Raw genomic sequence first — 25,588 nt, forward strand, 5'->3', positions numbered from 1 at the left:
GACGTGGTTGCGTTACGTCATCGGTCATATACAGGACTGGCCGGTGAACCGGGTCCGCGATCTGCTGCCATGGAAGGTCGAGCTTCCCTCTGCCTGAACGTCAATACGGTCTGAATGCGACGCTTACGTTGATACTTCACCAGTTGCAGGATCTCCTGCATGATCCTGGTGACATGCATTACTTCAGGCATTTCACTGTCCAACTGGGCCGTAACCAGATGCAGAGCAATAAATCCCGCTTCATCCTCGGCCAAATCGACATGCAGACGTCGGGCAATAATGGCCCTCGCCTCCTGACCCAGCCCAAATTCTCTGGGATAGAGACGTTTAATTTCCCACAGCAACACATTTTTGATTGCCAGCCCTTTCTTTTGCCGCTCAATCGCAAAGTAGTAGTGGTCGGTTAAGGTGATGTACAAACTATCCTGCAGCTTTCCCAGCCGTTGTCCTGCCAGCCTGATGATCTGATCACAGGTCGTCATCACCTCAAGTGGGATCTGACTCAGCAGTTCCCCTAGCCGACGCACCAGCACGTCATTCTGCAGCGCAAACACCTTTTCAATCAGTGCGGTTTCCAGCGTGTCGCCTGCGCGCTTCTGAAAGGCCAGCCCACGCCCCATGACAACCTGTTCGGACCCACGCTCATCCAGAGCAACCACCACATTGTTATTAAGAATTTTGGCGATTTTCATCGGAACCCCAGAAACAAAAAAACCTGACATCCGGCAGAAGCCAGAAAATCAGGTTTTGCCTGCTTTTAGCAGTCACAATCCAGTGAGGGAACTCTATCAGTTTCAATTGCAACCTATCCGTATCATGCGTAAAAAACGTGACACATATCGTACTTTTGCTGTGGGGTCAGAAAGTTACCGCGGTTTTCAGCGTGGTGACCCAGGCATCCTGCGTGCGCGATACGCCGCCCGGATGGTGCCAGTACTGTATGCCCGGCTGTAGCTCCAGCCACGACAGAGGACGGAAGCGATAGTAAAACTCCCCGTTCAGGGAATGGCCCGGTACCGGATGATACATAGGATTGTTATGATCGCTCAGCCCGCTAAGTGTATTCATATAGCGCTGATTTTGGGCATAGCCAGTGCTCATATCAATCCAGCTGAGACCAAGACCCATCCAGTCTTCCGGTCGTGCGTCAAACAGTCCCCGATAGCGCACTGAGGCGGCATAAACCTGATGAATATAATTGGTACGCTGGTCGGCAAGGCTCATGCTGGCGGAGGCACTTAACCCACGATTCGAATCGTCCTTATGCTGCGTGAGTTGCTGATTCATTCCGGCGTACACAAACCAGGTACGATTGCGTTGTGTATAACCTTCTGGGTCTGTTGCCCCTGCCCCACCCGATCTTCCGTGATAAAGATCCGTTTGTGGCGCATTGGTGAATACCACGCCCAGGTTATACGCTCCGGGAAGATGATTGATCATCGGGCGCGCTTCGATTTCAACCGGAAGTAATATGCCTTTGCTGCCCTTCGTCGACCCGCTCCAGGCATGATGACGGCTGGAGGCATCCGGGTTCTGCTCCATCACTCCCCCCTTTAATGTGATGGCCGGCGTCACGTTATACGACAGCGTTGTGCCCCAGGTGTGGACGTTCCAGTTATGCCAGGTGAGCGCGTTAGCCGACTTGCCGCCGCACTGGGAAAGTAGCTGGAAGTCACAGGGAATGATCTGATCGAAGGTCTGGACCTTATTCATCATCCCGATTCGCCAGGTGATGCGGCGATCGTCAAAACTGCGGGCAAAGGTCAGCCAGCCCAGACGGGTAATGGACTGGCCGCCCCAGCTTTCCTGCGTCAGGTCGTTGATATTCACTCGCGGATCCTGTACGCGTCTGGTGGTGAGGTCATCATTGTGGTTACGATTGACGATATTCCCCTCAATTCGTGCATCGGGAATACCTGTCCAGCGCGCCAAATCCTGAGTGAAGGTCAACGCAAACTGATCGATATAAGCCACATGCGGGTCTTGATGGTAGCCCCCGCCAGCATTCCAGCCGATTTCGTTCAGATAACCCAGATTGTAGGTAAAACCGTTATCATTAAGGATGTTACGAATACCCAACATATCGCCCAGCATGGGAGCGGGAGAAGCGTCAAAACCTAATACCGTGCCATTCCATTCCTGGCCGACTGATAGCGGTGAAACCAGCAAAAGCGCGAGTACATACTGTTTGTAGCGAGCATTTATCATCTTTCTTTACATCCTGATAAACATACATATGTGAAAATGGGGAATGTTCAGTTTGTTAGGGTGTTGCCTGTTCTTCAGGCCAAAAAAAACCTGAACGCTTAATGGGTTATCCCATATCGCGTTCAGGTTTTGCCTGTCGACCAGTAACAATCCTGAATTCAGTCGCCAAAAACCTTATCATCTGTAAGGTTTTCAGGAAGCATGTATTGGCTACGTATGTGATTCAGGTAGCAGTTTTGTCGGAAGAAACAGTCGTACGCCGAGCAGAATGAGTGCATTACCTGCGCGTATCAAAAGGGGATTTCCGGCAGAACAGCCAGGAAGTGAAAACAGCATCGCCCGCCTGACAGGACGGGCGTGATGTTGCAATGCAGATATAATGAGAAGTCGTTCGTTATTTAACGCGTGTGCGCTTGCGGCACGTTACCGCTTTAGTTTAATTTGCTCAAGTCCCTGTAAAACGTTATTAATATCATCCCCACTCAGATGTTGCACATCCAGTTGGTGATGAAGAAAGGTTAAATCGCCTTTCGAAAAACTGCTCTGCGACAGTTGCTGATGAATCGCTTGCAGAATTTGTTCATCTAACTGATTGATTTGCTTTCTCAACTCAGCCAGATCTTTAGCCGGTGGGACCGACTGAGGTTTGGCCAGCCAGTCCGCCATGTAGCGATACTGAATCGCTTTGCTGGCATCCATCAACGCCTGAAAGAAGACGGTAACAGATTGTGGATCCAGCCCGGCCTGAGCCGATTTTTCCTGCGCTTCTGCCAGCACATCCTTTTCCCTGGTCAGGTCTTCAACCGGCTTGTTATGCACTTTTTTGAACGCTGCGACGTCTTTCATCAGCAGCATTCTTTCATGCAGTGCGCGTGAGAGCAGAGAGACAGGTTGAGATGCTGCAGGCGCAGCAGCAGCGGAGCCGCTAAAAATAAGGGCGGCCAGCAGAAAGGTCATATATTGCATGTTTGGTTAGCCTGTTTCCAAATAGTTGAAAAAGATTAATCATATTAAACGCACCTCTCAATAATGAAGTGTCTGTGAAACATCAGTTAATCTCTGTAATTAACTAATACAAATTATAAACACACCCAGGGTTGAAGGTCATAAATCATTAGAATACATACACTATCATTATGGCCACCCTAACCGCGCCGCTTCAATGTTAATATTTAGTCAACAAGTTGAGCGGACAATCAGTGAAAAATCAATCAACTCACTGATTAAAGCATTGAATATAATTATAAAATTATAAATTTATGGAAGTTTGAAACAGTAAACTTTTTATTCTCATATCGCCATTAAAGGTAAAAAACGTCAGACAGAACTCGCCTCTTATTATTCGCAAGCTAATTATCATGCGCTTTATTAATGACGCTTAAAGTTTGAATTTTCCTTTTAAAACAATGAAAATGCATCACCTCCTTATTTGTGAGGATTTATTTCAAAACGTCTTTAAAGTTTTCAACGTGACAGTCGATAAGTTTTATTAAGCAGTAGAAGCCTGTTTCTCGCTGCAAATTATTTCCCTTACCGGCTATCAGGGTGGAATTATGTTTATTACGCGTACGTTTTCCGATATGAAAATGGGGAAAAAGCTGGGGCTCAGTTTTGTTGTGCTGATAGTTGCAACCCTGACCATCGCACTGTTAGCGTTTAAAGGCTTTGAAACCATTAAGGAGAATGCGCAAAAACAGGACATTACTGTCGATTTTGTCAACACACTCGGTGAAGCACGAACCAGCCGGCTGCTTTATCAGTACACGAAAGACGAACACTATGCGCAGGTTAACGCAAAAGCGCTGAACGATTTAACAGCACAGGTAAACAGACTTAAGACGTTTAGCTGGGACAGTCAGGGCGAAAACACACTTACTACTGCCGCAAACGAACTGGAAAACTACAAGACGCACCGCGAGGTTTTTTATAATGCCTCGCAAAAAACGTTTGCTGCCGCCTCCCTCATTCAAAACAATGATCTGCTGGCTGTCGGTCAGCGGCTTGATGGTATCACGATTCCCGCTCAGCCTGAGGCCATGCTTCAGGTGTTGCGCTTAGCATCGATACTGAAAGAGATCGCCGGTGATGTAGAGCGTTTTGTCGACAAACCGACCGAATCCAGTAAAAGTGAAATCAGCGACAACATTTCCACCGTTACTCAGTTGCGCGCACAGTTGCTCGCGCTGTCTGTCCCGGATATCCAGGCGGTGCTGGCGACGCAGAAAACGGATTTGGCGCAACTCAGGCAGGCCTTTACTGACTATCTGTCAGCCGTGGCGGTAGAAACAACCGCGTCGAAACAACTGAACATCACCGCCGGAAAACTGAATACGTCCGTTGCGGAGCTTTTTAACTATCAGGCGTCCGAATCCGCAAATGCATTACACAAAGCGGAAACGCAGATTGCGATTGTCGCCGCGATTTGTGTGCTGCTTAGTCTGCTGATCGCCTGGCGAATAACGCTTTCCATTACGGTTCCGTTGAAAGAAACGCTCAGCGTAGCCAAACGCATAGCGGAAGGCGATTTGACCGCCTCGCTGTCCACGGCTCGTCGTGATGAACTGGGGCAATTGATGCAGGCCGTCAGCGTGATGAACGACAGCCTGCAAAACATCATTACCCATGTACGCGACGGCGTGAACAGCGTGGCTCGCGCTTCTTCAGAGATCGCTGCCGGCAATATGGATCTGTCTTCCCGGACCGAGCAACAGTCTGCCGCCGTGGTGCAAACTGCGGCCAGTATGGAAGAGTTAACCTCCACCGTGAAACAGAATGCGGAAAACGCGCATCACGCCAGCCAACTCGCTACAGAAGCTTCTGCCAATGCCGGACGCGGCGGTGAGATCATACGAAGCGTTGTCACCACCATGCAAGGTATTACGACCAGTTCAGGTAAGATTGGCGAAATTATCAGTGTCATTAACGGTATTTCCTTCCAGACGAATATTCTGGCCCTGAACGCTGCCGTGGAGGCGGCCCGTGCCGGCGAACAAGGGCGTGGTTTTGCCGTTGTCGCTGGCGAAGTCAGAAACCTGGCGCAGCGCAGCGCTGTTGCGGCTAAGGAAATTGAGACGTTGATCCGCGATTCACTGAATCGCGTCAATGAAGGTTCGACCCTGGTGGATCAGGCGGGAACGACAATGGACGAGATCGTGCTGTCGGTGACCCAGGTTAAAGATATTATGAGCGAAATCGCGGCAGCCTCGGACGAGCAGAATCGTGGCATATCGCAGATCGCCCAGGCGATGACAGAGATGGACACCACGACGCAACAAAACGCCGCGCTGGTTGAAGAGTCCTCAGCCGCTGCCAGCTCACTGGAATCGCAGGCAGAAGCGCTGGAAAAAAAGGTTGCTGTATTCCGGGTACCCAGTAACAAGAAAAGTGTGGTGGCCCAGTCAGGGTATATCGTCCGCAGCACCTAAAGTCGTGGTGTCTGCACGCCAGTCCAGCGTAACTGAAGCCAACTGGGAAACGTTCTGATACCGGAAACAGTGACGCCGGCAAGTTGCCGGCGTCACTGTGGTTGGCTGAAAAGAGCAGTGCAACACGTATCCTGAACTGATTTTGTTGCCCTGCTTTGTAACGATGCCGGTTCCGGCCATGTCATTTCAGTCGGTTTTTTGCGGCTTAATGCACATACAGAGTAATCCTGCCAGCACCAACATGACGCCGACCATCGCGCCTGTATGAAAAGGCTCAGCGAACAGCGGCAGACTGATTGCCATCAACCAGACCAGTACATAGCTGATGCTCAGCAACGGATAGGCCCGGCTGAGCGGCAGATGGCGCAGTGCCAGGAACCAGCTCACCATCGAACAGGCGTAAGCAGTCAGTCCGCCACACAGAATCAGCAGCGGCAGCCAGTTCACGGGATGCTGCATCAACACGGCCTGCAAACTGGGCAACTGAAGCATCGCCCAGCGCAGCATTAATTGAGCGAGTGTCACCAGCAAAACGCTGCATAAGGCCAGCAAATAACCCTTCATGCGTAGCTCCCTATCAGGGCGACGCCTGCGACAATCAGTACCGTGCCAGCCCATTGCAGAGGCGACATTCTTTCACGCCAGATAAACCGTGCGGCCAGGGCAACCAGAATAAAGTTAATACTCAGCATCGGGTAGGCCAGGCTTACCGGCAAACGCTGCAGCACCAGCAACCAAGCCACCATCCCCAGCGCTAACATGATAAGACTGGCCAGCAGCCAGCCGGCCAGGTTAGCCCTGTTTGTTTGCCGTGCCGCCTGTTTCTGACAGAGCTGACCTGCGCAGGTGAGTAAACTGGTCAGCAGCACCAATAATAAACTCACGATCAATTAGCCGCATTGTATTGCAGTAACAGCATCCGACCGTTGCGATAGACCGCATCCGCTGGCGGTAAATCTGTGGGTGTCGCTTCACCGCGTTCCAGCATCATGATCAACGAGACATTGCCCTGCTTACGGTGCGCCTGAAGCCATTGCGGGAAATCCTCGCTGCTGACATAGGCAGACTGGGCATCGGGATAGCTAAGACCATACTGCAGCTCGCCCTTTTGACTGTAGGCAATGATATCGCTGCGTTTCAGCGTCCAGGCGATGGCTGACGACACGCCGGAATTATCACTTAAGATATAGCGGCTGTTCGCCAAGCTGTTTTCAATACTGCGGATGAAGACCTGGGGTTGCTTCGTATTCTCAACGCTTTCCGGAATTGCCGAACCGACACAGAGCGCCAGCGCCAAAGGGCAAAGCGCGGCGGCCAGCCAGTTGCGTTGTGGCGATTTCAGGCTGAAAGCCCCCGCGACAGCCCAGCCCGCAAACGCGATCACGGCCATAATGAGTGCAACCAGCTGATGTGCGCCATAGAGCGGACGATGGCTTAATCCCCAGGGTGCCAGCACGACCAGCAATGCAACCACACAGATCGCGCCAAACAGGATATTGATCCAGGCGTTGACTTTAAAGACGCGCGTGTTCTCACCCACTTTACGCCAGGCATAGTCAGCCATCAGCAGCGCCAGCGGCGCAAAGCAAGGCAGGATATACGTCGGCAGTTTCCCTTTCGCAATGCTGAAAAACACCAAGGGGATCACGACCCAGCTCAACAGATAAACACCACCTGAGGACTGCTGGCGTTCGGTCCAGCCTGAACGCAGTGCGCCCGGTAACAACGCCAGCCAGGGCAGCGCGCCGGCAATCAGCACTGGCAGGTAGTACCAGAAAGGTGCCTTATGCTGTGCGTTGTCTTCGGCAAAACGCTGGATATGCTCAACCCAGAAAAAGTAATGCCAGAAATCAGGTTGCTGCTGCTGAATGGCAATCGCCCAGGGGGCACTGATGGCTGCCGCACTGACAATCGCCAGTGGGCCATAAATAACCAGTTCCCGAAAACGCTGGTTCAAGATCGCCCATGGAAGGATCGCCAGTACAGGAACCGCCAGGGCAAGGAAACCTTTGGTCATAAAGCCCATGCCGCAGGCTAAGCCCAAAATCAGATAACGGAGGATACGTTGCCGCACATTTTGCGCTTCGCTGGCGAACCAGTAGCTGCACATCGCCGCAACCATCCATAACGTCAGCATCGGATCCAGCACGGCATAAGTACCAATACCGTAGACCAGAAGTGAGGTCATAAAGATAACGCTGGCCGTGAGAGCAACGGTACGGCGAGCAAACAGGCGACAACCCAGCCAGTAAATCAGGATGGCGCTCATCAGGGTTGAAAAGACCGAACCAATCCTGACGGCGAAGTTATTGTGACCAAAAATGGCCTGTCCAACAGTATTGAACCAGTAACCGGCGATGGGTTTTTCGAAATAACGCAGACCGAAGAAGTGCGGCGTAATCCAGTTGCCGTTTTGCAGCATTTCACGGCTGATTTCGGCATAACGCGTTTCATCGGGCTGCCAGAGATTGCGGAACTCCAGAGGAAGTAAATAATAAAGAACGAAAAGTGAAACCAGTAGTACCGTCTTTTTGGTGGCAGTCATGGTGCTTACCTTGTTAAATTCTCACAACCCAACCAGCCTTCCCGGCCAGCAATGTGCCCACGAACAACCTTGCCGACAGGCAATGTATCGAGGTCGTCAGGCAAGAGGTCGCTCAGCGGGCAAAATTGTATTCCCTGCTCGCGGGCACGCTGTAACAACGTATCGAACGCATTGAGTTGACTGATACCTTCGACTTCAGCATGGATGGTATACACCGGGGTGCCCTGATCGGCGTGGATCTGTTCCAGGATGTAATCGTTGAACCGTTCAGCACTCAGCGTGGGACCGACCACTTCGTCCCAGGTGGGTAACGTCACGGGGATCTGTACCGTACCCGGCTCGCCATTTCTCAACAGTGGGCGAAAAGGCGCGGTACCGCGGCAATCGCTGTTGTACGCAAAACCAAATGTTTGCTTGGCCTGAATAACACGACCATCCGCGCGCCAGCCCGCCACGGCGGAACAGGTGACAGGTTTGCCGATAATGGCCTCCAGCGCATCCCGTCCTTTCGCAATCTGCTGAATAAGCTGTTCTTCATTCCAGACGCCTGCCCACGTTTGCCAGGCGAAGTGATCCCAGGCGTGCAGGCCAACTTCATGGTAATCGGCCGTCATGCGGATAATATCGCGCATCCCTGCCCCAATCTGTTTTCCTGGCCAGGCGGTCCCGGCTAACAGGATATCCCAGCCATAAAGCGATGCTGCGCGTGAGCGCAGCATTTTCCACAGAAAGCGCGGCTTCATCAGACGCCATAAATGGCGTCCCATGTTGTCAGGCCCGACACTGAAGAAAAAGGATGACTGGACATCGTGTTTTTTGAAGACCTCAATCAGCGCGGGCACGCCAAGTTTTGTCCCGCGCCAGGTATCGACATCGACACGTAGACCGACTTTCCTCATGCCTTATCGTCCTGAAGCTCAACGGTGCGCAGGAAGAAGTCGAGAGTGTTATCGATGGTCGTATTCATTTGCACTTCAGGTGTCCAGCCCAGCAGGCGTTTTGCATTACGGATCGAAGGCTTACGGTGCTCAACATCCTGATAGCCCTTGCCATAATAGCTGCTGCTTTCCACTTCACGGAAACCGGCAAACGGCGGGAAGCTGGCACGCAGCGGGTGACGCTCAAAGCTCTCCAGCAGACGTTCTGCCAGCTCTTTGATACTCGCTTCGTTGTCTGGATTACCGATGTTAATGATCTGCCCGTCGCAGTTATTGTTTTTGTTTTCAATAATTCTGAACAGGGCTTCAACACCATCACTGATATCTGTAAAGCAGCGCTTCTGACGGCCACCATCAAACAGCTTGATAGGCGAACCTTCCACCAGGTTTAAAATCAACTGGGTAATGGCACGCGAACTTCCGATGCGCGCGGCATTGAGGTTGTCCAGGCGCGGACCCATCCAGTTAAACGGACGGAACAGGGTGAAGCGCAGCCCTTCTTTTTCACCGTAAGCCCAGATAACCCGGTCTAACAGCTGCTTGGAAACCGAGTAGATCCAGCGCTGTTTGTTAATCGGACCGACGACCAGGTTCGAGTGGTCTTCATCAAAGTTGCTGTCGGTACACATCCCATACACTTCGGACGTTGACGGGAAAATGATACGTTTGCCGTACTTCACACAGTCGCGAACAATTTTGAGGTTTTCTTCAAAATCCAGCTCAAAGACACGCAGCGGGTTGCGGGTATACTCAATCGGCGTGGCGATAGCGACCAACGGCAGAATGACGTCACATTTTTTAATGTGGTATTCGATCCACTCTGAGTGGATGCTGATATCGCCTTCAACAAACTGGAAGCGCGGATGACCAACAAAGCGGCTGATCGCGTCGGAACCAATATCCAGGCCAAACACTTCGAAGTTGTCGTCCTGCAGCAGGCGCTCGGTCAGATGGTTACCAATAAAGCCGTTAACACCCAGGATCAACACGCGGGTGCGACGCTTCACGGCGGCCACAGCCTGAGAATACAGCAGTGCGCCATTTACCATGCCCAGATGTTGCGCCAGCTGAACACCGTTCATGTAAACGCTGTTCGGGGTTTGCCCCGTCTGGATTTCCAGCGCGCCTTCACCACAAGCCACGACAAACGGATCGGCTGACAGCACGGTTCCCGGACGAGCGTTGTGCGCGGTCGTTAAAACTTTGGCTTTCCAGACCACAAACTTTGTGGTGCCGGCAAACGCAAACGCGCCCGGCCATGGATCGGTAACGGCACGGACCAGATTATTGATTTGCTTAGCAGGCAGGCTCCAGTTGATGCGACCATCTTCTGGTGTTCTGCGACCCACAACCGTGGCTTCCGCTTCGTTTTGCGGCTTGCCGACGATATTGCCCTGTTTCATCGCGGGCAAGGTGCTTTCCAGCAGCTCACTGGCACAGTCAACCAGTTTGCGGTGCAGGGTTAACGCGTTGTCTTCTTCAGCAATGGCGATGCGCTGTTGCGCGATGATTTCACCCGCATCGGCTTTTTTCACCATGCGGTGTAAGGTCACACCGGTTTCCGTTTCGCCATTCACCAGCGCCCAGTTTAATGGCGCACGACCGCGGTATTTTGGCAGCAGTGAACCGTGCAGGTTAAAAGCGCCCTGCTTCGCGCAGTTCAGAATGTCGTCACACAACAGGTTGCGGTAGTAGAAGGAGAAAATAACATCAGGTTCTGCTGATTTAATGCGATCGATCCACAGCGGATGGTTAACCTCATCCGGAGCATAAACCGGGATTGAATTTTCAGCCGCAATTCGCGCCACTGAGCCAAAAAAGTGATTTTCTGACGCCGTGTCGGCATGGGTGTAGATGGCGCTGATAGTGAAGCCTGCTTTCAACAGCGCATTGATGCCCGCACAACCCATGTCGTGATAAGCGAAGACGATAGTTTTCATTACTCGGTTTCCTGTACAGAACGGTCTTTCTGAGGAAAGATAACACGTTGAATAAAATAGCGTGGACGGGCGCGTACATCGTTGTAGATACGACCAATGTATTCACCCAGCAGTCCCATGCCGATAAATTGCGCGCCGATAAAGATAAACAGGACGGCAAACAACATAAAAACACCATCGCCAGCCCAGGCTGCGCCCAGAAACAGCCGCAGCAGAATCAGGATCACGGAGAACGCAAAACCTGCAATCGCAATCAGACTGCCCAGTACACTCAGCATGCGTAGTGGTGTGGTTGTGAGACAGGTGACAAGGTCGTACATCAGGTTAATCAGGCGCATAAAGCTGTACTTCGAACTGCCGTGTTCACGTTCTGCGTGAGTAACCGGAAGTTCAATCGTACGACGCGCAAAGGTGTTAGCCAGGATCGGGATAAACGTGCTGCGCTCATGGCAGTTAAGCATGGCATCGATAATGTGACGGCGATAAGCCCGCAGCATACAACCGTAATCTCCCATCGATTTACCGGTCACGCGTTGGATCATCTGGTTGATGGTGCGTGATGCCTGACGACGGAACCAGCTGTCCTGACGATTCTGGCGTACCGTGCCGACAACGTCATAGCCTTCCTGAGCGGCGGCCACCAGACGGGGAATTTCTTCGGGTGGGTTTTGCAAATCGGCATCCAGCGTGATGATGAGATCGCCGCTGACATTGCTGAATCCCGCCATAATCGCGGAGTGCTGACCATAGTTACGGTTAAGCAAAACGGCGACAATATGACTGCCGGGCAGTGAGGCTGCATCGGCGATCATCGTCGCGGACGCATCCTGGCTGCCGTCGTCGACCAGCAGAATTTCATAGTCCAGGTTCAGGCTCTTACAGGCATCATCGGTACGCTGAATCAATGCCGGTAAGCTTTCCTGCTCATTGTAAACCGGGATGACTACCGATACTTTTTCAATCTTTTTATCATCGAACATTTAAACCCCAGCCAGTCCACGTAGTGCGCTGATAACGCGTTCAACGTCATCGTCAGTCATGTCGGGAAACAACGGAATGGAACAAATACGCTCGCTGTTCCACTCAGTGGCAGGCAGCGATAAATGCGGATAATGCTCACGGTAATATTTGTGCGTATGCGCTGCACGGAAATGCAGCCCCGTGCCGATATCCTGCTCTTTCAGCGCCTGCATCAGTGCATCACGGGTCATACCGCACGCCTGCTCATCAACGCGAATAATGAAGAGATGCCAGGCGTGCTGATGCTGCCAGGCGGGCGGAACAAGAGGCTTAAACGGCGTATCTTTAAGGGCATCGAGGTAACGTTGCGCTATCGCCGCGCGACGCTGATTGATTTCGGGGAGCTTCTCCAGCTGAACCAGCGCAATGGCCGCGCTGATATCCGGCAGATTGTATTTAAAGCCCGGCATAATCACTTCTGCCTGCGGCTGACGGCCGTGTGTTTGACGATCAAACGCGTCGACGCCCAGACCATGAAACTTCAGGCTGCGAATGCGATCGGCCAGAGCCGCGTCGTCGGTGACGACCAGGCCACCTTCTGCGCAGGTCATGTTTTTGATGGCATGGAAGGAAAAAATAGCATTTCCCTGGCCACCCACGTGTTTACCTTTGTAGTGGGTACCGGCCGCATGCGCGGCATCTTCAATGACCGGAATGCCATGGCGTTGGCCAATAGCATAGATCGCGTCCATATCCGCAGGCGCACCCGCATAATGGACAGGGATAATCGCCCTGGTTTTCGGCGTAATCGCCGCTTCGATAGCTTCAGGGGTCACCATCAGATTGTCGATATCCACATCGATCATCACCGGCGTCGCGCCAAGTAACGTGATGATATTTAACGTAGAAACCCAGGTCAGGGAAGGTGTGATGACTTCATCACCGGCTTTGATGCCCAACGCCATTAACATGACGTGCATACCGGCAGTAGCAGACGTGACGGCAATGGCGTGTTGATTGCCGGTTAACTGGCAAAATGCGCGCTCAAGTTCAGCACACTTCGGCCCGGTCGTAATCCAGCCAGACGCAAAGACCTCACGCACTGCAGACAATTCAGTCTCGCCTAAAGAAGGACGAGAAAACGGAAGAAACGCCATTAAGTAATGTCCTTAAACTGTTTTGCCTTTTTTCCAGAAAAAAGAGGATAAGTTTGAAATATGAAAACAGCCAAAATGTAATCTTATGCTCATTTTTTTCCGTTAAAATCCGCGAAAAGAGGCAAAGTACACTGACCTCTGATCGTGAAGTCAAATATTAGAAAAATATTCACTTCATAACGATGCCAAATGATACGCTCGTAACCTTAACCAAACATTAAACGCTTCATTCAATTCACAAATTGACACGATCTTTATTAGGTTTACCAGATTAATCACATTAAATAAACAGATATGTTTGACAGTTTCATGAAGAGATTACCGCACATTCTGCAAATGCTGCCAGGCGGTATCTACATTGTTGACAGATAGCATCTTCTAAGGGAAAGTCAGTGTTTTGATACACGCGTTGCACTCATAATGTGACGGTGATCACTTTTCTAACTTTTAGATTTTTTTCTTATGAACAAGGAATTACGCGTCACTACATCGTCAGTTGAACCTGCTGATTCTCGCTTCTGGAATTCGATGGTGCCGGAACTGACTGTCACTAATTTTGCCAGATCCTTTGCGTTTTATGTCGATGAACTGGGGTTTACTGTGAGAATAAGACGCATTCACCCAGACTTCGCTTATCTCTGTTATGGTGAAGCGCAATTAATGATTGAACAGCAGCATGACGCGGGCTGGCACACCGCAGAGATGCAGTATCCTTTGGGACGCGGTATTAACTTCCAGATAGAAGTCTCCAATATTCAGCAGATTCACACGCGCCTGGTGAAAACGGGCACGCCCTTGTTCCGACCACTTAGCGAAAACGCCTACTATACGGGTGAGAAATATGAACGCCAGCAGGAGTTACTGGTTCAGGATCCAGATGGCTACCTGCTGCGTTTTTATCAGGTCTTAGACTGAAAAAACATTACAGCGCGACCACCTCGCTGACCTGATGGTGAAAGACATAGGGATCGGAGATCAACCCAAACTGTTCGTCATCCGCATAGGTAACTGCCACCGGGTAATCCTCGCCAGCAAACGCCTTTACTGCCGCCAGATCCCGCCAGTATGTGGCCAGAAAGAAATGCTGCCACTCTCCCTGTGCAACCTGATGAATAAAAGCGCCTGTGTTACCGGGGACCGATTCTGCATGCTGCACGCCCGTCTTCTGTAGATGCGTAAAAAATGCCTCTGCGTGCTGCTGAGGGACACAACCATGCCAGGTTCTGACAATCATCGTTTTCTCCTTTTAATGACGTAATGTCATGGTAACACGCTGTTTTTATAAAAAATTAAGACTGGCAGTGAAAAATAATGTTGTCGGCTGGCACAAATCCGAATTTGTTCTACATTTAGTGGCCCGACCAGGGGAACGACATTCATCACAGCAAAAAACAAAAACGGTAAAAATTATGGAATTGAGCAAGTTTGAGGTCAGAACGGGCCTGTGGCCACACATGCATTTCACGGATATTGAATACGATCACCGTGGCGGAAGTTATGAAATTTATGCCACCGATGTGACCAATCAAACCAAGAGTAAACTGTTTATCTGTCGTACCACGGATGAACAACAGGCGAAGCAACTGGCGGAGCAATTTAAAATCTGGCTGCCCAAAGTTAACAGCAGAAAGCGTAAAGCGACGGCGAAATCCGCACTTACCGGTTACGATCGCGTCGCGTGCCATAAAGGGTAAATACGGATTCATGCTGGCCGCCCCGTAGCAGATGAAGGCTGCTGTGGGGCGGCCTTGCACAGAAGCGATAAATCACGCGACCGATCAGGTTTGCGCCAGACATTACGCGGCAGCATTATTAAGCCGGACGGTTTTTCATCGTATCAGTCGGACAGCCTTCTGCGAACGTCACCTGGCCTGCCCGTAACCACTTCCGGCCCGACACCATGCCAGTCTTGCCTGAGCAAAACGCTCACCCTAAAAGTGACAGTGTCATTTTTTCTGCCCAGCGCTAACGCATCGGCATCGCAGACATTCCCCACACTGAGCAACCCCCGTAATGCCTTAAACGTAAACGTCTGACTCCGCCTGGTCAGCCGTTCGGTAACAACCTGAGCGTCTGATGTCCGTTCATTATTTCTGATTGAGCCCTTTTTCATCACGTTTTTTCATTAGGCGTATTGTTCCTCTCTCTGGCATCCTGCGCATTCCCTTCTCTTCCTCCAGCCGACATTAAACTGACCATGTCTTGCCGATTTTTTCAGGTTATTATCGTTTTGCTTAATCACATTAAATGCAGACGACACGGCTGACATGCCAATAGAGCGGTGCGGGCACATACGGGAAATGAGGGAGAAAAAGTCAAAGTGGCCCCAATGAAGTCTAAACGTGTACTGATTATCGAAGATGATGCCGATGCAGCCGGCGTACTTGAAGCCTATCTTAAACGTGAAGGCTACACGGTGATGATTGCTGGCGATGGAATGACAGGACTTGACCACGCGCAACGCTGGCAGCCCGATCTCATTCTGCTTGATGTGATGCTGCCCGTCATGAACGGCACGGAAGTTCTGGCGGCCCTTCGACGCAGGGGAAATACACCGGTAATTATGGTGACAGCGATGGGAGATGCCCCCGACAGGATCGGCGCATTACGCTATGGTGCAGATGATTATGTGGTGAAACCCTACCATCCTGGCGAGGTCGTCGCACGTGTTCAGGCCGTTTTACGTCGCACCCAACAAAGTACCGTCCCCGACAGCACATTGTGTTGGGCGGGCCTGGAAGTCGACACTGAATCGCTGACAGCGGTAGTAAAAAATGAACAGGGCATTCAGCGGCTCGATCTGACCCCAACGGAGTTTTCGATTCTGGTGACGTTGATGCGCGCCCCAACCCGCCCGTTTAGTCGCTTATTCTTGCTTGAACACTGCCTGCCTGAAAGTGATGCGCTTGAGCGCGTGGTTGATACCCATGTTTATAACCTGCGACGCAAACTGGAAGCCGCAGGCATGTCAGATATTTTACCTGCGGTTCGCAGTGTGGGTTACAGGTTCAGACAACCATGAAACTAAAAACGCACGACTCAATGTGGCGCTGGATCTGCATCCGTATTTTGATAATCGGTCTGGGAAGCGTCATCCTTATCGCGTTTTGCATGTGGCTGCGTTTCGCGCTGCAAATGCTCTGGGTTTACTCTCGCATGCCTGCGGACGTCTGGGCGGAGTTTTCCCGTATACGGTTACACCCGGAGCAGGCACCGGCTCGCTTTCATCAGATTGTCGATCAGTGGTGGGGCGTCGGCTTTTCCGACCCGTCAATCGCCTCGGCTGACTGGCTGACGGTCGCCGTGCTGGTCGCCGTGGTGATTCCGTTCTTTATTGTAATGGGGCTGCGCTTCGCGCGACCGCTGGCGAAACAGTTTAGTCAGCTGGCGAATGCGGCACGCGATGTGGCACAGGGGAAATTCGGCACATCGGTCGGTCAGGTCGACGGCGCGCCACAGGAATTAGTGCGGTTTACGGAAGACTTTAATCTGATGACCCAGCAGTTAGCCCGTTACGAACGCGAACTTAAAGCTTCGCAGGTTGCCATTGCTCATGAACTACGATCGCCACTCACCGCAGCCATTGGCCGCTTACAAGGCATTGTCGACGGCGTATTTGCGCCGGAACCTCAGCAGTTCTCCATGATCATGAAGCAGCTGACGCAGCTGAGCCGCCTGACGGATGAACTGCACTTATTATCGTTAGCGGAAGCTGGCCAGCTTACGCTCAGCCTGAGCCGGTTTAACCTTACCGAGCTGTTACGCGAACGTACAGCGTGGCTGGCGCCTCAGGCTGAGGCAGAACAGATGGTGATTGAGGTGCAGTCGCCCGGCCAACTCTCTTTCACTGGCGATGCCTCCCGGCTGGGCCAGGTGGTAACCATCTTAACGGAAAATGCACTGCGCTATGCCGCAGAGGGGAAACGGTTTTCTGTGACCGCTCATACCTCGCCCGCCGCTGTCACATTGCAGTTTCGTGACTATGGGCCGGGCGTGGATCCTCAGTTTCTGCCTGTCATTTTCGACCGTTTCACCCGGGCAGAATCGTCGCGCGCACGGCATTCCGGCGGAAGCGGTCTCGGCATGTCTATTGCGAAGGCTATTGTGGAGGCGCACGGTGGGGAGATATTTGCACGTTTGCCTGCGGACGGCGGACTGCAGATTACGATCGCTTTGCCTTTAACTGACGACGCGCGCTCAATCTGAGTGCGTGCTGGCCTGGACAGGCTTTTTTGTCTGCCTTGACCATTTCTTGATAATTCATCGAAGGTTTCTGGACATAACCCGCTTTAAATGAGCCTGTCTCATTTCAGGAATACGGTTATGACAGATTTTATTCCCGCTTTTGCCCGTCAGGCGCTGCGTCATCTGAGCTTTCCGGGTTATGTGTTACCGTCACTGTTTGTCGTGGCAGGCATGCTTATCCTGTCAGGCTGCCGGGAGGAAGCGGCGCCTGCACGTGAAGCGCTTCGTCCCGTCCGGACAGTACTGGTTCCGCCCTTCTCCAGCGGTGGACTGATGACGCAGACGGGTGAAATTCGTGCCCATGAAGAAATTTCGCTGGCTTTCAGACTGGATGGCCGCGTCATTACCCGCACCACGGACATTGGACAGCATGTGAATGCCGGTCAGGTTCTGGCGACCTTAGACAGTAATGCCGCTCAAAACCAGCTCAGCAGTGCCACTGCCGATCTGGCGAGTGCGCGCGCCTCAGAACATGTTGCCGCACTAACGCTGCGTCGTATGCAGCAGCTGATGCCCGGTGGGGCCATTTCCCGTTCGCAGTTAGACAGTGCAAAAGGTGACTGGCAGGCGGCCGTTTCCCGACGTCAGAGCAGTGAAGCCGCGCTTAAAAATGCCCAGGATAATCTCAACTGGACGCAGCTTACCGCGCCGCGCCCCGGTGTCATTACCGCCGTCAATGTCCAGCCGGGTCAGGTGGTAAGCGCCGCGCAGTCCGTAATGACGCTTGCCGCTGATGGCGATCGCGATGCTGTCTTTGACCTTGCTGAACCCTCGCTGGCGGAGTACGCCTCCTCCACGCCCTTCAGCATTACGCTGTTATCGAACCCTGCGATAAAGACACAAGGGCATTTTCGCGATATCAGTCCGCAGGCCGATCCGCAGACCCGCACCTGGCGGCTGCGTGTCATGCTGCCTCAACCGCCGGTCGCTATAGCGTTGGGGTCGACCGTCGTGGGGGCCTTTCCCGGTAAAGCCGAACAGGTTGTCACCCTGCCCGCTAGCGCTCTCACGCGTGCAGGTGATCGTCCCGCCGTTTTTGTGGTGAACACCCAGTCCCATCAGCTTTCACTCAGGCCGGTCACGCTGGCGCGCTTCGATGCCCAACATATCTATCTCAGTGCCGGCGTGATACCGGGTGAGCGCGTAGTCACCGCAGGCGTGAAAACGCTCTTGCCGGGAGAGCGGGTACAGCCTGGGGAGGATGAAAAATGAGAAGATCGGCTGAAAGAGCCCGCTTTAATCTCTCTGCCTGGGCGTTAGCACATCAGCAACTGGTGGTGTTTTTCATGCTGTTGGTGATGACGACGGGTGTACTGAGTTACATCGATCTGCCCCGTAATGAAGATCCGGCGTTTACCATCAAAACGGCGGTCGTGTCCGCACAATGGCCCGGTGCCACGGTGGAAGACACGATGCAGTTAGTGACGGATACGCTGGAAAAAAAACTGCAGGAAACACCGTTCCTGGATTTTATTGAGAGTGAAACCCGGGCGGGAAAGGCCGTCATCTTTGTTAACCTGCGTGATGATACGCCGCCGGATCAGGTCCCGACTATCTGGTACCAGATTCGGAAAAAAATGCAGGATATCGCCTCATCGCTTCCACAAGGCGTTCAGGGTCCCACTGTTAATGACGAATTTGGCGACACCTATGGCACGATTTATGGCTTTACGGCCGATGGCTTCAGTCCGCGAGAACTGCGGGATAAAGTCGATGAGATCCGTCGAAGCCTGATGGATGTGCCAGACATGGGTAAAATTACCCTGCCCGGTGAACAGGAAGAACACATTGTTATCGCGTTTTCGCCACGGCAGTTAGCGGGCATGGGCCTTACGCTTCGGGAGGTAAGTGATGCTCTGGCCGCGCAAAATGCCGTTGCGCCCGCAGGTGTAATACGCACTGATAAAGAAAATATTGCACTTCATGTCAGTGGTGCATTGACCTCGGCTGATAACCTTAAGGCCATTACCTTACATATCGGCCAGCGCTTTATCCCGCTGACCAGTATTGCCACGATAACGCTTCAGCCTGCTGAACCGCCGGCATCAACCTTCCGGGTCAACGGCGAGCCTGGCATTGGCCTGGCCATCTCCATGGCCCCGACGGGTAATATGCTGAAATTTGGTCAGGCCATTCATGCGCGCATGGAGACGATTGCCGCCCAGCTCCCGCACGGTATCACGATGGTGAAGATCGCCGATCAATCCACCGTTGTTAAAACCGCCGTCAGTGGCTTTGTGCGGGTGCTGGCGGAAGCGGTACTGATCGTTCTGGCAATCTCGTTTTTCTCGCTGGGTTTCCGTGCCGGGCTGGTGGTCGCCGCTGCGATTCCCCTCGTTCTGGCCATGACATTCGTCGGCATGACAGTGGCCGGTATTGGCCTGCAACGCATTTCGCTGGGGGCTCTCATTATTGCGCTGGGTTTACTGGTCGATGATGCCATGATCACGGTTGAAACCATGGTTTCCCGCCTTGAGGCGGGAGACAGCAAAGCGCAGGCCGCAACCTTTGCGTTTAAAACCACCGCTTTTCCTATGCTGACGGGAACGCTGGTGATGATCGCCGGTTTTATTCCGGTCGGTTTTGCGGCCTCCAGCGCCGGTGAATATTGTTACTCCCTTTTTGCAGTCGTGCTGATCTCGCTGCTGTGCTCCTGGGTCGTGGCGATTCTGTTTTCCCCGGTTATCGGCACCTGGCTGTTAACTGAGCAGGTGACAGCCCCATCACCACCTCCAGGGCTGATGGCCCGCTGCTATCGTCGTCTGCTTGATCGGGTTTTACACTACCGCTGGACAACCGTGATAAGCGCCTTGTTATTGCTGGGAATGGGGATTGCAGGCACTACATTGATGCAGGGCGAATTCTTCCCCGCGTCCGATCGTCCCGAGCTGTTAGTGAATCTTTCGCTGGCGGCAAATGCCTCTCAAAGTGAAACGACACGGCGTACCGCACAGCTGGAAACCCTGTTGCGCGCCGATCACGATGTCGATCACTTCTCCAGCTATGTCGGCGCAGGTGCCGTGCGGTTTTATTTGCCCATGGAAGTCTTGCTGGACAATGAAAATGTGGCGCAACTGGTTGTGGTGACTAAGAACCTGGAAGCGCGCGATCGCGTTCGACGCCGCCTGGAGGCGACACTGGCGCGGGATTTCAGCGATCTGACTGCCCGTGTGGCCCCTCTCGAACTGGGCCCACCCGTCGGCTGGCCATTGAAATACCGCGTCACCGGCCCTGACTACAGCAAAGTACGGGACATCGCGGAAAAACTGGCTGCTCAACTTTCGCGTTCGCCGAATACGCGTGAGGTAAATATGACGGCTGGCGAGCCCGAGCGGGAAATCAATGTTGAGGTAAACCAGACTGCTGCACGCGCCGTCGGCGTCTCCTCAGAAAGCATTGCTTCCACACTGAATACTGTCATGTCCGGCAGTACCGTGACCACGGTTCGCGATCATAACCGGCTGATAGATGTGGTTCTGCGCGGCAACGATCGGGAACGACAGGACACAGCCATCTTAGACAGCCTGATGCTCAACACAGCTTCCGGGCAAAAAATTCCGCTTGGGCAGGTCGCCACACTGAAATGGCAGCTCGACGATCCGGTGATTTGGCGACGACAGCGTTTGCCCTATATCACCGTGCAAACCGATATTGCACCTGAGCAACGGGCCGAAACGGTGTCTGATCAACTGAGACCTGGCCTGGATACTCTGCGGGCAACCTTGCCCGCAGGTTACGCCATTGAAGAAGGTGGAACCGTCGCCGAGTCGAATAAAGGTAACAGTTCGGTGTTTGCCGTTTTGCCGGTCACCCTGTGCTGCATGCTTGTGTTATTGATGCTGCAGTTGAAGCGGTTCTCCAGAATGCTGCTCGCGCTGCTGATGGCACCTTTCGGCCTGCCGGGAATTGTCCTGGCAATGTTACCGGGTGGCACGCCGATGGGGTTTGTCGCACTGCTGGGCATCATTGCGCTGGCGGGCATGATTATCCGTAACGCCGTAATCATGATCAGCGAGGTGGACAGCCATGCGCAGGCTGGCATGGCACAGGGTGACGCCATCCGCCATGCCGCACTGCACCGGGCGCGTCCCATCCTGCTCACTGCCTGCGCGGCAATCTTCGGCATGTTACCTATTTCACATCAGGTTTTCTGGGGGCCAATGGCATTCGCGATCATCGGTGGGCTGATCACCGGCACATTGGTCACGCTGACCCTGCTGCCTGCCTCACTCAGCCTGATAATGGCATGGGAAAACCGCGGCGCGCCCCGATCGCGCACATGAGGGCGGCGAATATTGTCACTGGGTTACTGATCGCAGTGCGCAACGGAATGAGGCATACGGTCCGGGTATGGAGGGCATGAATGGCGCACAAGGCCTGCACAGTATCACTAGCGTGCATCGAAAGAGAGAAACGCGTCTTATGCGCCAAAAACAAGGCTTTTCGCCACGCAAAACGCATATCAATAAGAAAGCGCTGCGATATCGCAGCGCTCGTGTTCTGGGCCTGAAGCGATCAGGCCCAGTGACAATGCATCAGAAACTTTCCCAGTTAACCTTGTCTGCGCCGGTGGCATTCAGTTGTGGTCTTTTTAACACAGGCGATGCATAGCTCACGGCTACAGGGGACAATACTGCCACCTGCGTGACGCTCTCGTTAACTTTGAACGTTGACACCAGTCTCGACAACGTTTCCGCCTGCTCCTGTAAAGATTTGGATGCAGATGAAGCTTCCTCAACCAGGGAGGCGTTCTGCTGCGTGACCTCATCCATCTGGCCGATAGCCTGGTGCACCTGCTCAATGCCTTTGCTTTGCTCGGCTGTAGCAGCGGCAATTTCATTAACCAGATCGGCAACCTGCTGAATAGCATGGCCCACGTTATCGGAGTTACTGCCTACGCTTGTTGCCTGCGTCAGCCCCTGTTCAACCTGCGAAACAGACGTGGTGATTAACTCTTTAATTTCACGAGCCGCGGATGACGAACGTTGTGCCAGATTGCGAACTTCTGATGCCACGACCGCAAAACCACGGCCATGCTCACCCGCACGGGCAGCTTCAACGGCGGCGTTAAGGGCCAGAATATTCGTCTGAAATGCAATACCTTCGATCAGCCCTGTGATATCAGATATTTTGGCTGAGCTACCGCGAATTTCATCCATCGTGGTCAGCATCTGACTCACGGCTTCGCCGTTCTGCCTGGACAGTTTATTGGCGTTATTGGCCAGGTTGCTGGCCTGGACTGCGCCCTCGGCATTTTGCCGTACGGTATCGCTGAGCGTAGCCATACTAACCGATGTCTCTTCCAGCGAGGCGGCCTGTTGCTCAGTGCGAGATGACAAATCTTCGTTGCCAGCCGCAATCTGCGTCGATCCTGTGCTGACGGATTGCGCCGCATGATTGACTGACAGCAGCGTAGTCGATACACGCTTAAGCAGATCATTAAACGCCATAGCCGTTTGACCAATCTCATCCTTTCTCAACACCGGCGCTAAGCGTGTCAGATCCAAATTGCTGCTCACTTCAGCCATGGTATCTTTGATGCTGGTAAGGCTACGTTTAATGCCAACAATAATATTTATTGAGAACGCACCGAGCAGCAAAATAATCAACAGTGATGCACAGGTCATCATCCAGACGGTCTTAGAATAAATCTGATTATTCTGTGCTCTGAGTGCATCACCAATCTGAATGTTCAGCTCAATTTGTTTAGTGAAATCAGACTCCATTTTACGTGCGGCAGCGCCAATGCCATTGTCACTTTGCAGGAGAGAAAGTGACAGTTCATTATTATGGCTACGTGACGCAGCAAGAAAAGCAGGTAACGCGCTGCGGACCGCATCGAGGTTACGATTGGCCCCAACGGTCATTTCTTTGTCTTCATCACTGGAAATATCATTCGCCATATAATAATCATTTAATGACTTGATATTATTAATAATGGTATTAATTTTTTGTTCTGCTTCAGCCTGCTTAGCGCTGTCTGTCGCCGTCTGATGGCGATACAGGGCCAGCCCCAGTTGGTTAGTTGCGCTAATTGACTTATTCAGATCTTTAATGCTGGGAATAGCATTAACCTGAACATATTCAAAGCGCGACTGAAAGCCCGAAATCACAGATAAAGAAACAGCAACAAGCGCACAAAGTGATAAAGCAAGCAAAGAAAATGCCAGCACTAAACGCTGCGTGATTGTCATAGAAAAAACTCCCCCGGATAGGTAAAAACTACAATTATTTTCACAGGCCTTTATCGGCAAATAACTAACCGGCTTTACAACGTAATTTTATTTCCAGAACCTTGAAAAAAAGAAAACAGCGACTATGACGGGATATTTTGTCACTAACAGAAACTATAGGGTTAAATGTGAACAGGTTGTTTCATTAAAATATAAATCCATGATAATAAGCGCATATTGCTACGCACCGCCTGTGCGTTAAAATAGAACGTTCTCCATAATGACAACCGCAGTTCGTGCAGCTAAGGTAGCGGTTTTTACACAGAGATAATGATGGAAAGGTTATTCGTTTATGGCACTTTGCGCCCGGGCCACAGTAATGCCCACATTCTCGACAGGGTCGGAGGCAACTGGCAGGCAGGCTTTGTAAGCGGCATTTTCTATCCTCAGGGGTGCGGAGCAGCCGCAGGCTTTCCTGGTCTGGTGCTGGATAGCCGAGGTCCGCGCGTTGAGGGTTACGTTTTTAGTTCTGATAATCTCTTATCATACTGGTCCATGCTGGACGAATTTGAAGACGGGTACGATCGCCTCAGGACGGAAGTGACCCTTGAAAACGGTGACACTGTCACCGCTTACGTCTATCAACTGCAACCGCAATGCACACCGCCGCGCGCATAAACAGCTAATGCGCGTTTGTCAGCGCTTTACGCCTGAACCACTGCATGGGGCGGGCAAACATTACCAGGTTACCGCTTAAAATCAGTAGCAAGCCGGCCACACTATGACTTTGCCAGGTATAGCCTTCAAAAAGTGTGGAGAACGATAACGCGACCAGAGGGAACATAAGTGTGGTGTAGGCGGCTTTGCCCGCACTTGTGCGTTTGATCAGGGTGAAATAAGCCCAGAAAGCGATGACGGAACCAAACACCGCCAGATAAAGTAAGGCGCCGAGATAAGTGAAGGTCCATTGCGGTGAGAAGCTGGCACCACGAATAATAGCGATAAGGCCCATAACGAGAGCACCATAAAACATGGCCCAGGCGTTGGTGGTCATCGTCTCAAGATGCCGACGCTGATGGCGCAGGCTGATCATATTGCCTAATGAAAAACCAAAGGTACCCAGTGCTGACAGCCCCATTCCCATGAGCGCGTTACTGTTCCAGTCGCTGATATGCAGATCGTGCCAGAACAGGACGACCATGCCGGTTAATCCCAGTGCGGCGGCAAACCAGAAACGGGGGAGTGGGCGCTGGCCAAAGAAAATATAACTGTTTACCGCGTTATAGAGCACGGCCATCGAAAAAATCACCGACTCCAGGCCTGTATTAATGTAAGCCGCAGCCGTGTAAAAACACCAAAAATTAAAGCAAAACACACAGCATCCCTGGATCAGACAAAACAGATGGTCCTGCCATGCCAGGCGGCGCAGGCGTCCCAGCAGCGTTAACAGGAACAGCATAATGACGCTGGCGATGGCAAACCGCCAGAATACCGAAACCGTGACATCTACAGGCCCCTGCTGTAAAAAAATAGCGATCCAGGTTGTTCCCCAAATCACGACCACAATGGCGTAAAGTATTGCGTTCATCGTTATCCCTCTGCCTCAGACTCTCTTCACTGTGACGTAATCGCGAGGGGTCGGCTTTCATCATGTTGCGGTCGGGTTGCAAAATCTTGCGCATTTTAGCGTGATACATCTGGCTACCTGACGTCTGTCATCCTAAATAACTGCTCGGAATAGTAGATCCCTTAGAGGGAACTCAGTCCGGTTTATGCGATCTGATCAATCGCTGAATATCCCAAATCACCAGCCGGACTGAGCAATGTCGATCATAGCACCAATACCCAGAACCGAACGACGCCTGATGCAGAAAACTATCCATAAAACAAAGGACAAAAACCACGCCCGGCGGCTCACCGCCATGCTGATGCTGCATCGTGGTGACACCGTCAGTCATGTTGCCAGAACACTCTGCTGTGCCCGCTCATCGATTGGT

The 25,588-nt window shown here is 52.3% G+C and carries 21 protein-coding genes and 2 pseudogenes; 10 read left to right on the forward strand and 13 right to left on the reverse strand.

Annotated features, from left to right (window positions below; translation table 11 throughout):
* A partial coding sequence (locus tag F7Q90_RS27280; RefSeq protein WP_151160719.1) for a transposase domain-containing protein occupies window positions 1-97 on the forward strand: 97 nt, incomplete at its 5' end.
* Between the two features lie 31 nt (window positions 98-128).
* Here the strand turns inward: F7Q90_RS27280 and F7Q90_RS19340 are convergent.
* The 3 genes and pseudogenes from F7Q90_RS19340 to F7Q90_RS19350 form a co-directional block, all read right to left on the reverse strand.
* A pseudogene (locus F7Q90_RS19340) lies at window positions 129-692 on the reverse strand (CAT RNA binding domain-containing protein); the annotation flags it as partial.
* A gap of 166 nt (window positions 693-858) precedes the next feature.
* Window positions 859-2,094, reverse strand: a complete 1,236-nt coding sequence (locus tag F7Q90_RS19345; RefSeq protein ID WP_237166175.1) for a carbohydrate porin — start codon at window positions 2,092-2,094, stop codon at window positions 859-861.
* Window positions 2,095-2,631: 537 nt separating this feature from the next.
* Window positions 2,632-3,174: a chorismate mutase gene (locus F7Q90_RS19350; RefSeq protein WP_006121940.1), complete on the reverse strand. Its 543-nt coding sequence runs from the start codon at window positions 3,172-3,174 to the stop codon at window positions 2,632-2,634.
* 587 nt (window positions 3,175-3,761) lie between these two features.
* Between F7Q90_RS19350 and F7Q90_RS19355 the strand changes: the two genes are divergently transcribed.
* On the forward strand, window positions 3,762-5,633 hold the full coding sequence (locus F7Q90_RS19355; protein ID WP_006121941.1) for a methyl-accepting chemotaxis protein: 1,872 nt from the start codon (window positions 3,762-3,764) through the stop codon (window positions 5,631-5,633).
* Between the two features lie 186 nt (window positions 5,634-5,819).
* On the opposite strand, the gene arnF is transcribed toward F7Q90_RS19355, so the two are convergent.
* From arnF to arnB, 7 genes are read right to left on the reverse strand one after another with little or no spacing between them, the layout of a single operon-like run.
* Entirely contained in the window at window positions 5,820-6,197 is a 378-nt protein-coding gene (gene arnF / locus F7Q90_RS19360; protein ID WP_006121942.1) for a 4-amino-4-deoxy-L-arabinose-phosphoundecaprenol flippase subunit ArnF, read from the reverse strand.
* Window positions 6,194-6,517, reverse strand: a complete 324-nt coding sequence (gene arnE, locus F7Q90_RS19365; RefSeq protein WP_006121943.1) for a 4-amino-4-deoxy-L-arabinose-phosphoundecaprenol flippase subunit ArnE — start codon at window positions 6,515-6,517, stop codon at window positions 6,194-6,196. The genes arnF and arnE overlap by 4 nt, the downstream gene beginning before the upstream one ends.
* Before the next feature lie 2 nt (window positions 6,518-6,519).
* Window positions 6,520-8,178, reverse strand: coding sequence for a lipid IV(A) 4-amino-4-deoxy-L-arabinosyltransferase (arnT, locus tag F7Q90_RS19370; RefSeq protein WP_006121944.1), 1,659 nt, complete (start codon window positions 8,176-8,178; stop codon window positions 6,520-6,522).
* Window positions 8,179-8,183: 5 nt separating this feature from the next.
* Window positions 8,184-9,077: a 4-deoxy-4-formamido-L-arabinose-phosphoundecaprenol deformylase gene (gene arnD / locus F7Q90_RS19375; RefSeq protein ID WP_006121945.1), complete on the reverse strand. Its 894-nt coding sequence runs from the start codon at window positions 9,075-9,077 to the stop codon at window positions 8,184-8,186.
* Entirely contained in the window at window positions 9,074-11,056 is a 1,983-nt protein-coding gene (arnA, locus tag F7Q90_RS19380) for a bifunctional UDP-4-amino-4-deoxy-L-arabinose formyltransferase/UDP-glucuronic acid oxidase ArnA (RefSeq protein WP_006121946.1), read from the reverse strand. The genes arnD and arnA overlap by 4 nt, the downstream gene beginning before the upstream one ends.
* A complete protein-coding gene (gene arnC / locus F7Q90_RS19385) occupies window positions 11,056-12,036 on the reverse strand; it encodes an undecaprenyl-phosphate 4-deoxy-4-formamido-L-arabinose transferase (protein WP_006121947.1) in 981 nt (326 codons plus the stop codon). Before arnC ends, arnA begins: the two co-directional genes overlap by 1 nt.
* The gene (arnB, locus tag F7Q90_RS19390; protein WP_006121948.1) at window positions 12,037-13,173 is read right to left on the reverse strand and encodes a UDP-4-amino-4-deoxy-L-arabinose aminotransferase; all 1,137 of its coding nucleotides are present in this window, start codon (window positions 13,171-13,173) and stop codon (window positions 12,037-12,039) included. It lies immediately after the preceding gene.
* A gap of 528 nt (window positions 13,174-13,701) precedes the next feature.
* Between arnB and F7Q90_RS19395 the strand changes: the two genes are divergently transcribed.
* Entirely contained in the window at window positions 13,702-14,088 is a 387-nt protein-coding gene (locus F7Q90_RS19395; protein WP_044243068.1) for a bleomycin resistance protein, read from the forward strand.
* A 7-nt stretch (window positions 14,089-14,095) separates the two neighbouring features.
* Here F7Q90_RS19395 and F7Q90_RS19400 read toward each other — a convergent pair whose 3' ends face one another.
* The gene (locus F7Q90_RS19400; RefSeq protein ID WP_006121950.1) at window positions 14,096-14,407 is read right to left on the reverse strand and encodes a hypothetical protein; all 312 of its coding nucleotides are present in this window, start codon (window positions 14,405-14,407) and stop codon (window positions 14,096-14,098) included.
* A 175-nt stretch (window positions 14,408-14,582) separates the two neighbouring features.
* Between F7Q90_RS19400 and F7Q90_RS19405 the strand changes: the two genes are divergently transcribed.
* The 5 genes from F7Q90_RS19405 (at window position 14,583) to F7Q90_RS19425 (ending at window position 21,701) form a co-directional block, all read left to right on the forward strand.
* On the forward strand, window positions 14,583-14,867 hold the full coding sequence (locus tag F7Q90_RS19405; protein WP_006121951.1) for a hypothetical protein: 285 nt from the start codon (window positions 14,583-14,585) through the stop codon (window positions 14,865-14,867).
* 635 nt (window positions 14,868-15,502) lie between these two features.
* The gene (locus F7Q90_RS19410) at window positions 15,503-16,195 is read left to right on the forward strand and encodes a response regulator (protein ID WP_006121952.1); all 693 of its coding nucleotides are present in this window, start codon (window positions 15,503-15,505) and stop codon (window positions 16,193-16,195) included.
* Window positions 16,192-17,379 (forward strand): sensor histidine kinase, encoded by a 1,188-nt coding sequence (locus F7Q90_RS19415; RefSeq protein WP_006121954.1) that lies wholly within the window; start codon window positions 16,192-16,194, stop codon window positions 17,377-17,379. The genes F7Q90_RS19410 and F7Q90_RS19415 overlap by 4 nt, the downstream gene beginning before the upstream one ends.
* Window positions 17,380-17,496: 117 nt before the next feature.
* Window positions 17,497-18,630, forward strand: a complete 1,134-nt coding sequence (locus F7Q90_RS19420) for an efflux RND transporter periplasmic adaptor subunit (RefSeq protein ID WP_006121955.1) — start codon at window positions 17,497-17,499, stop codon at window positions 18,628-18,630.
* A complete protein-coding gene (locus tag F7Q90_RS19425; protein ID WP_006121956.1) occupies window positions 18,627-21,701 on the forward strand; it encodes an efflux RND transporter permease subunit in 3,075 nt (1,024 codons plus the stop codon). Before F7Q90_RS19420 ends, F7Q90_RS19425 begins: the two co-directional genes overlap by 4 nt.
* Before the next feature lie 252 nt (window positions 21,702-21,953).
* Here F7Q90_RS19425 and F7Q90_RS19430 read toward each other — a convergent pair whose 3' ends face one another.
* Entirely contained in the window at window positions 21,954-23,612 is a 1,659-nt protein-coding gene (locus tag F7Q90_RS19430) for a methyl-accepting chemotaxis protein (RefSeq protein WP_006121957.1), read from the reverse strand.
* A 312-nt stretch (window positions 23,613-23,924) separates the two neighbouring features.
* On the opposite strand from F7Q90_RS19430, the gene F7Q90_RS19435 reads away from it, so the two are divergent.
* Entirely contained in the window at window positions 23,925-24,269 is a 345-nt protein-coding gene (locus F7Q90_RS19435; RefSeq protein ID WP_044243074.1) for a gamma-glutamylcyclotransferase family protein, read from the forward strand.
* A gap of 4 nt (window positions 24,270-24,273) precedes the next feature.
* Here F7Q90_RS19435 and F7Q90_RS19440 read toward each other — a convergent pair whose 3' ends face one another.
* Entirely contained in the window at window positions 24,274-25,179 is a 906-nt protein-coding gene (locus F7Q90_RS19440) for a DMT family transporter (RefSeq protein WP_006121959.1), read from the reverse strand.
* 235 nt (window positions 25,180-25,414) lie between these two features.
* Here F7Q90_RS19440 and F7Q90_RS19445 point away from each other — a divergent pair.
* A pseudogene (locus tag F7Q90_RS19445) lies at window positions 25,415-25,588 on the forward strand (IS630 family transposase); the annotation flags it as partial.

The sequence above is a fragment of the Pantoea stewartii subsp. stewartii genome (assembly GCF_008801695.1).
Taxonomy (GTDB): Bacteria; Pseudomonadota; Gammaproteobacteria; order Enterobacterales; family Enterobacteriaceae; genus Pantoea; species Pantoea stewartii.

Coding starts and splice junctions, on each gene's coding strand:
- F7Q90_RS19395 (WP_044243068.1), top strand. CDS start 13,702: ATGGTGCCGGAACTGACTGTCACTAATTTTGCCAGATCCTTTGCGTTT.
- arnC (WP_006121947.1), bottom strand. CDS start 12,036: ATGTTCGATGATAAAAAGATTGAAAAAGTATCGGTAGTCATCCCGGTT.
- F7Q90_RS19430 (WP_006121957.1), bottom strand. CDS start 23,612: ATGACAATCACGCAGCGTTTAGTGCTGGCATTTTCTTTGCTTGCTTTA.
- F7Q90_RS19355 (WP_006121941.1), top strand. CDS start 3,762: ATGTTTATTACGCGTACGTTTTCCGATATGAAAATGGGGAAAAAGCTG.
- F7Q90_RS19440 (WP_006121959.1), bottom strand. CDS start 25,179: ATGAACGCAATACTTTACGCCATTGTGGTCGTGATTTGGGGAACAACC.
- F7Q90_RS19350 (WP_006121940.1), bottom strand. CDS start 3,174: ATGCAATATATGACCTTTCTGCTGGCCGCCCTTATTTTTAGCGGCTCC.
- F7Q90_RS19420 (WP_006121955.1), top strand. CDS start 17,497: ATGACAGATTTTATTCCCGCTTTTGCCCGTCAGGCGCTGCGTCATCTG.
- arnA (WP_006121946.1), bottom strand. CDS start 11,056: ATGAAAACTATCGTCTTCGCTTATCACGACATGGGTTGTGCGGGCATC.
- arnB (WP_006121948.1), bottom strand. CDS start 13,173: ATGGCGTTTCTTCCGTTTTCTCGTCCTTCTTTAGGCGAGACTGAATTG.
- arnD (WP_006121945.1), bottom strand. CDS start 9,077: ATGAGGAAAGTCGGTCTACGTGTCGATGTCGATACCTGGCGCGGGACA.
- F7Q90_RS19425 (WP_006121956.1), top strand. CDS start 18,627: ATGAGAAGATCGGCTGAAAGAGCCCGCTTTAATCTCTCTGCCTGGGCG.
- F7Q90_RS19435 (WP_044243074.1), top strand. CDS start 23,925: ATGGAAAGGTTATTCGTTTATGGCACTTTGCGCCCGGGCCACAGTAAT.
- F7Q90_RS19400 (WP_006121950.1), bottom strand. CDS start 14,407: ATGATTGTCAGAACCTGGCATGGTTGTGTCCCTCAGCAGCACGCAGAG.
- F7Q90_RS19410 (WP_006121952.1), top strand. CDS start 15,503: ATGAAGTCTAAACGTGTACTGATTATCGAAGATGATGCCGATGCAGCC.
- F7Q90_RS19405 (WP_006121951.1), top strand. CDS start 14,583: ATGGAATTGAGCAAGTTTGAGGTCAGAACGGGCCTGTGGCCACACATG.
- F7Q90_RS19345 (WP_237166175.1), bottom strand. CDS start 2,094: ATGCTGGGCGATATGTTGGGTATTCGTAACATCCTTAATGATAACGGT.
- F7Q90_RS19415 (WP_006121954.1), top strand. CDS start 16,192: ATGAAACTAAAAACGCACGACTCAATGTGGCGCTGGATCTGCATCCGT.
- arnT (WP_006121944.1), bottom strand. CDS start 8,178: ATGACTGCCACCAAAAAGACGGTACTACTGGTTTCACTTTTCGTTCTT.
- arnF (WP_006121942.1), bottom strand. CDS start 6,197: ATGAAGGGTTATTTGCTGGCCTTATGCAGCGTTTTGCTGGTGACACTC.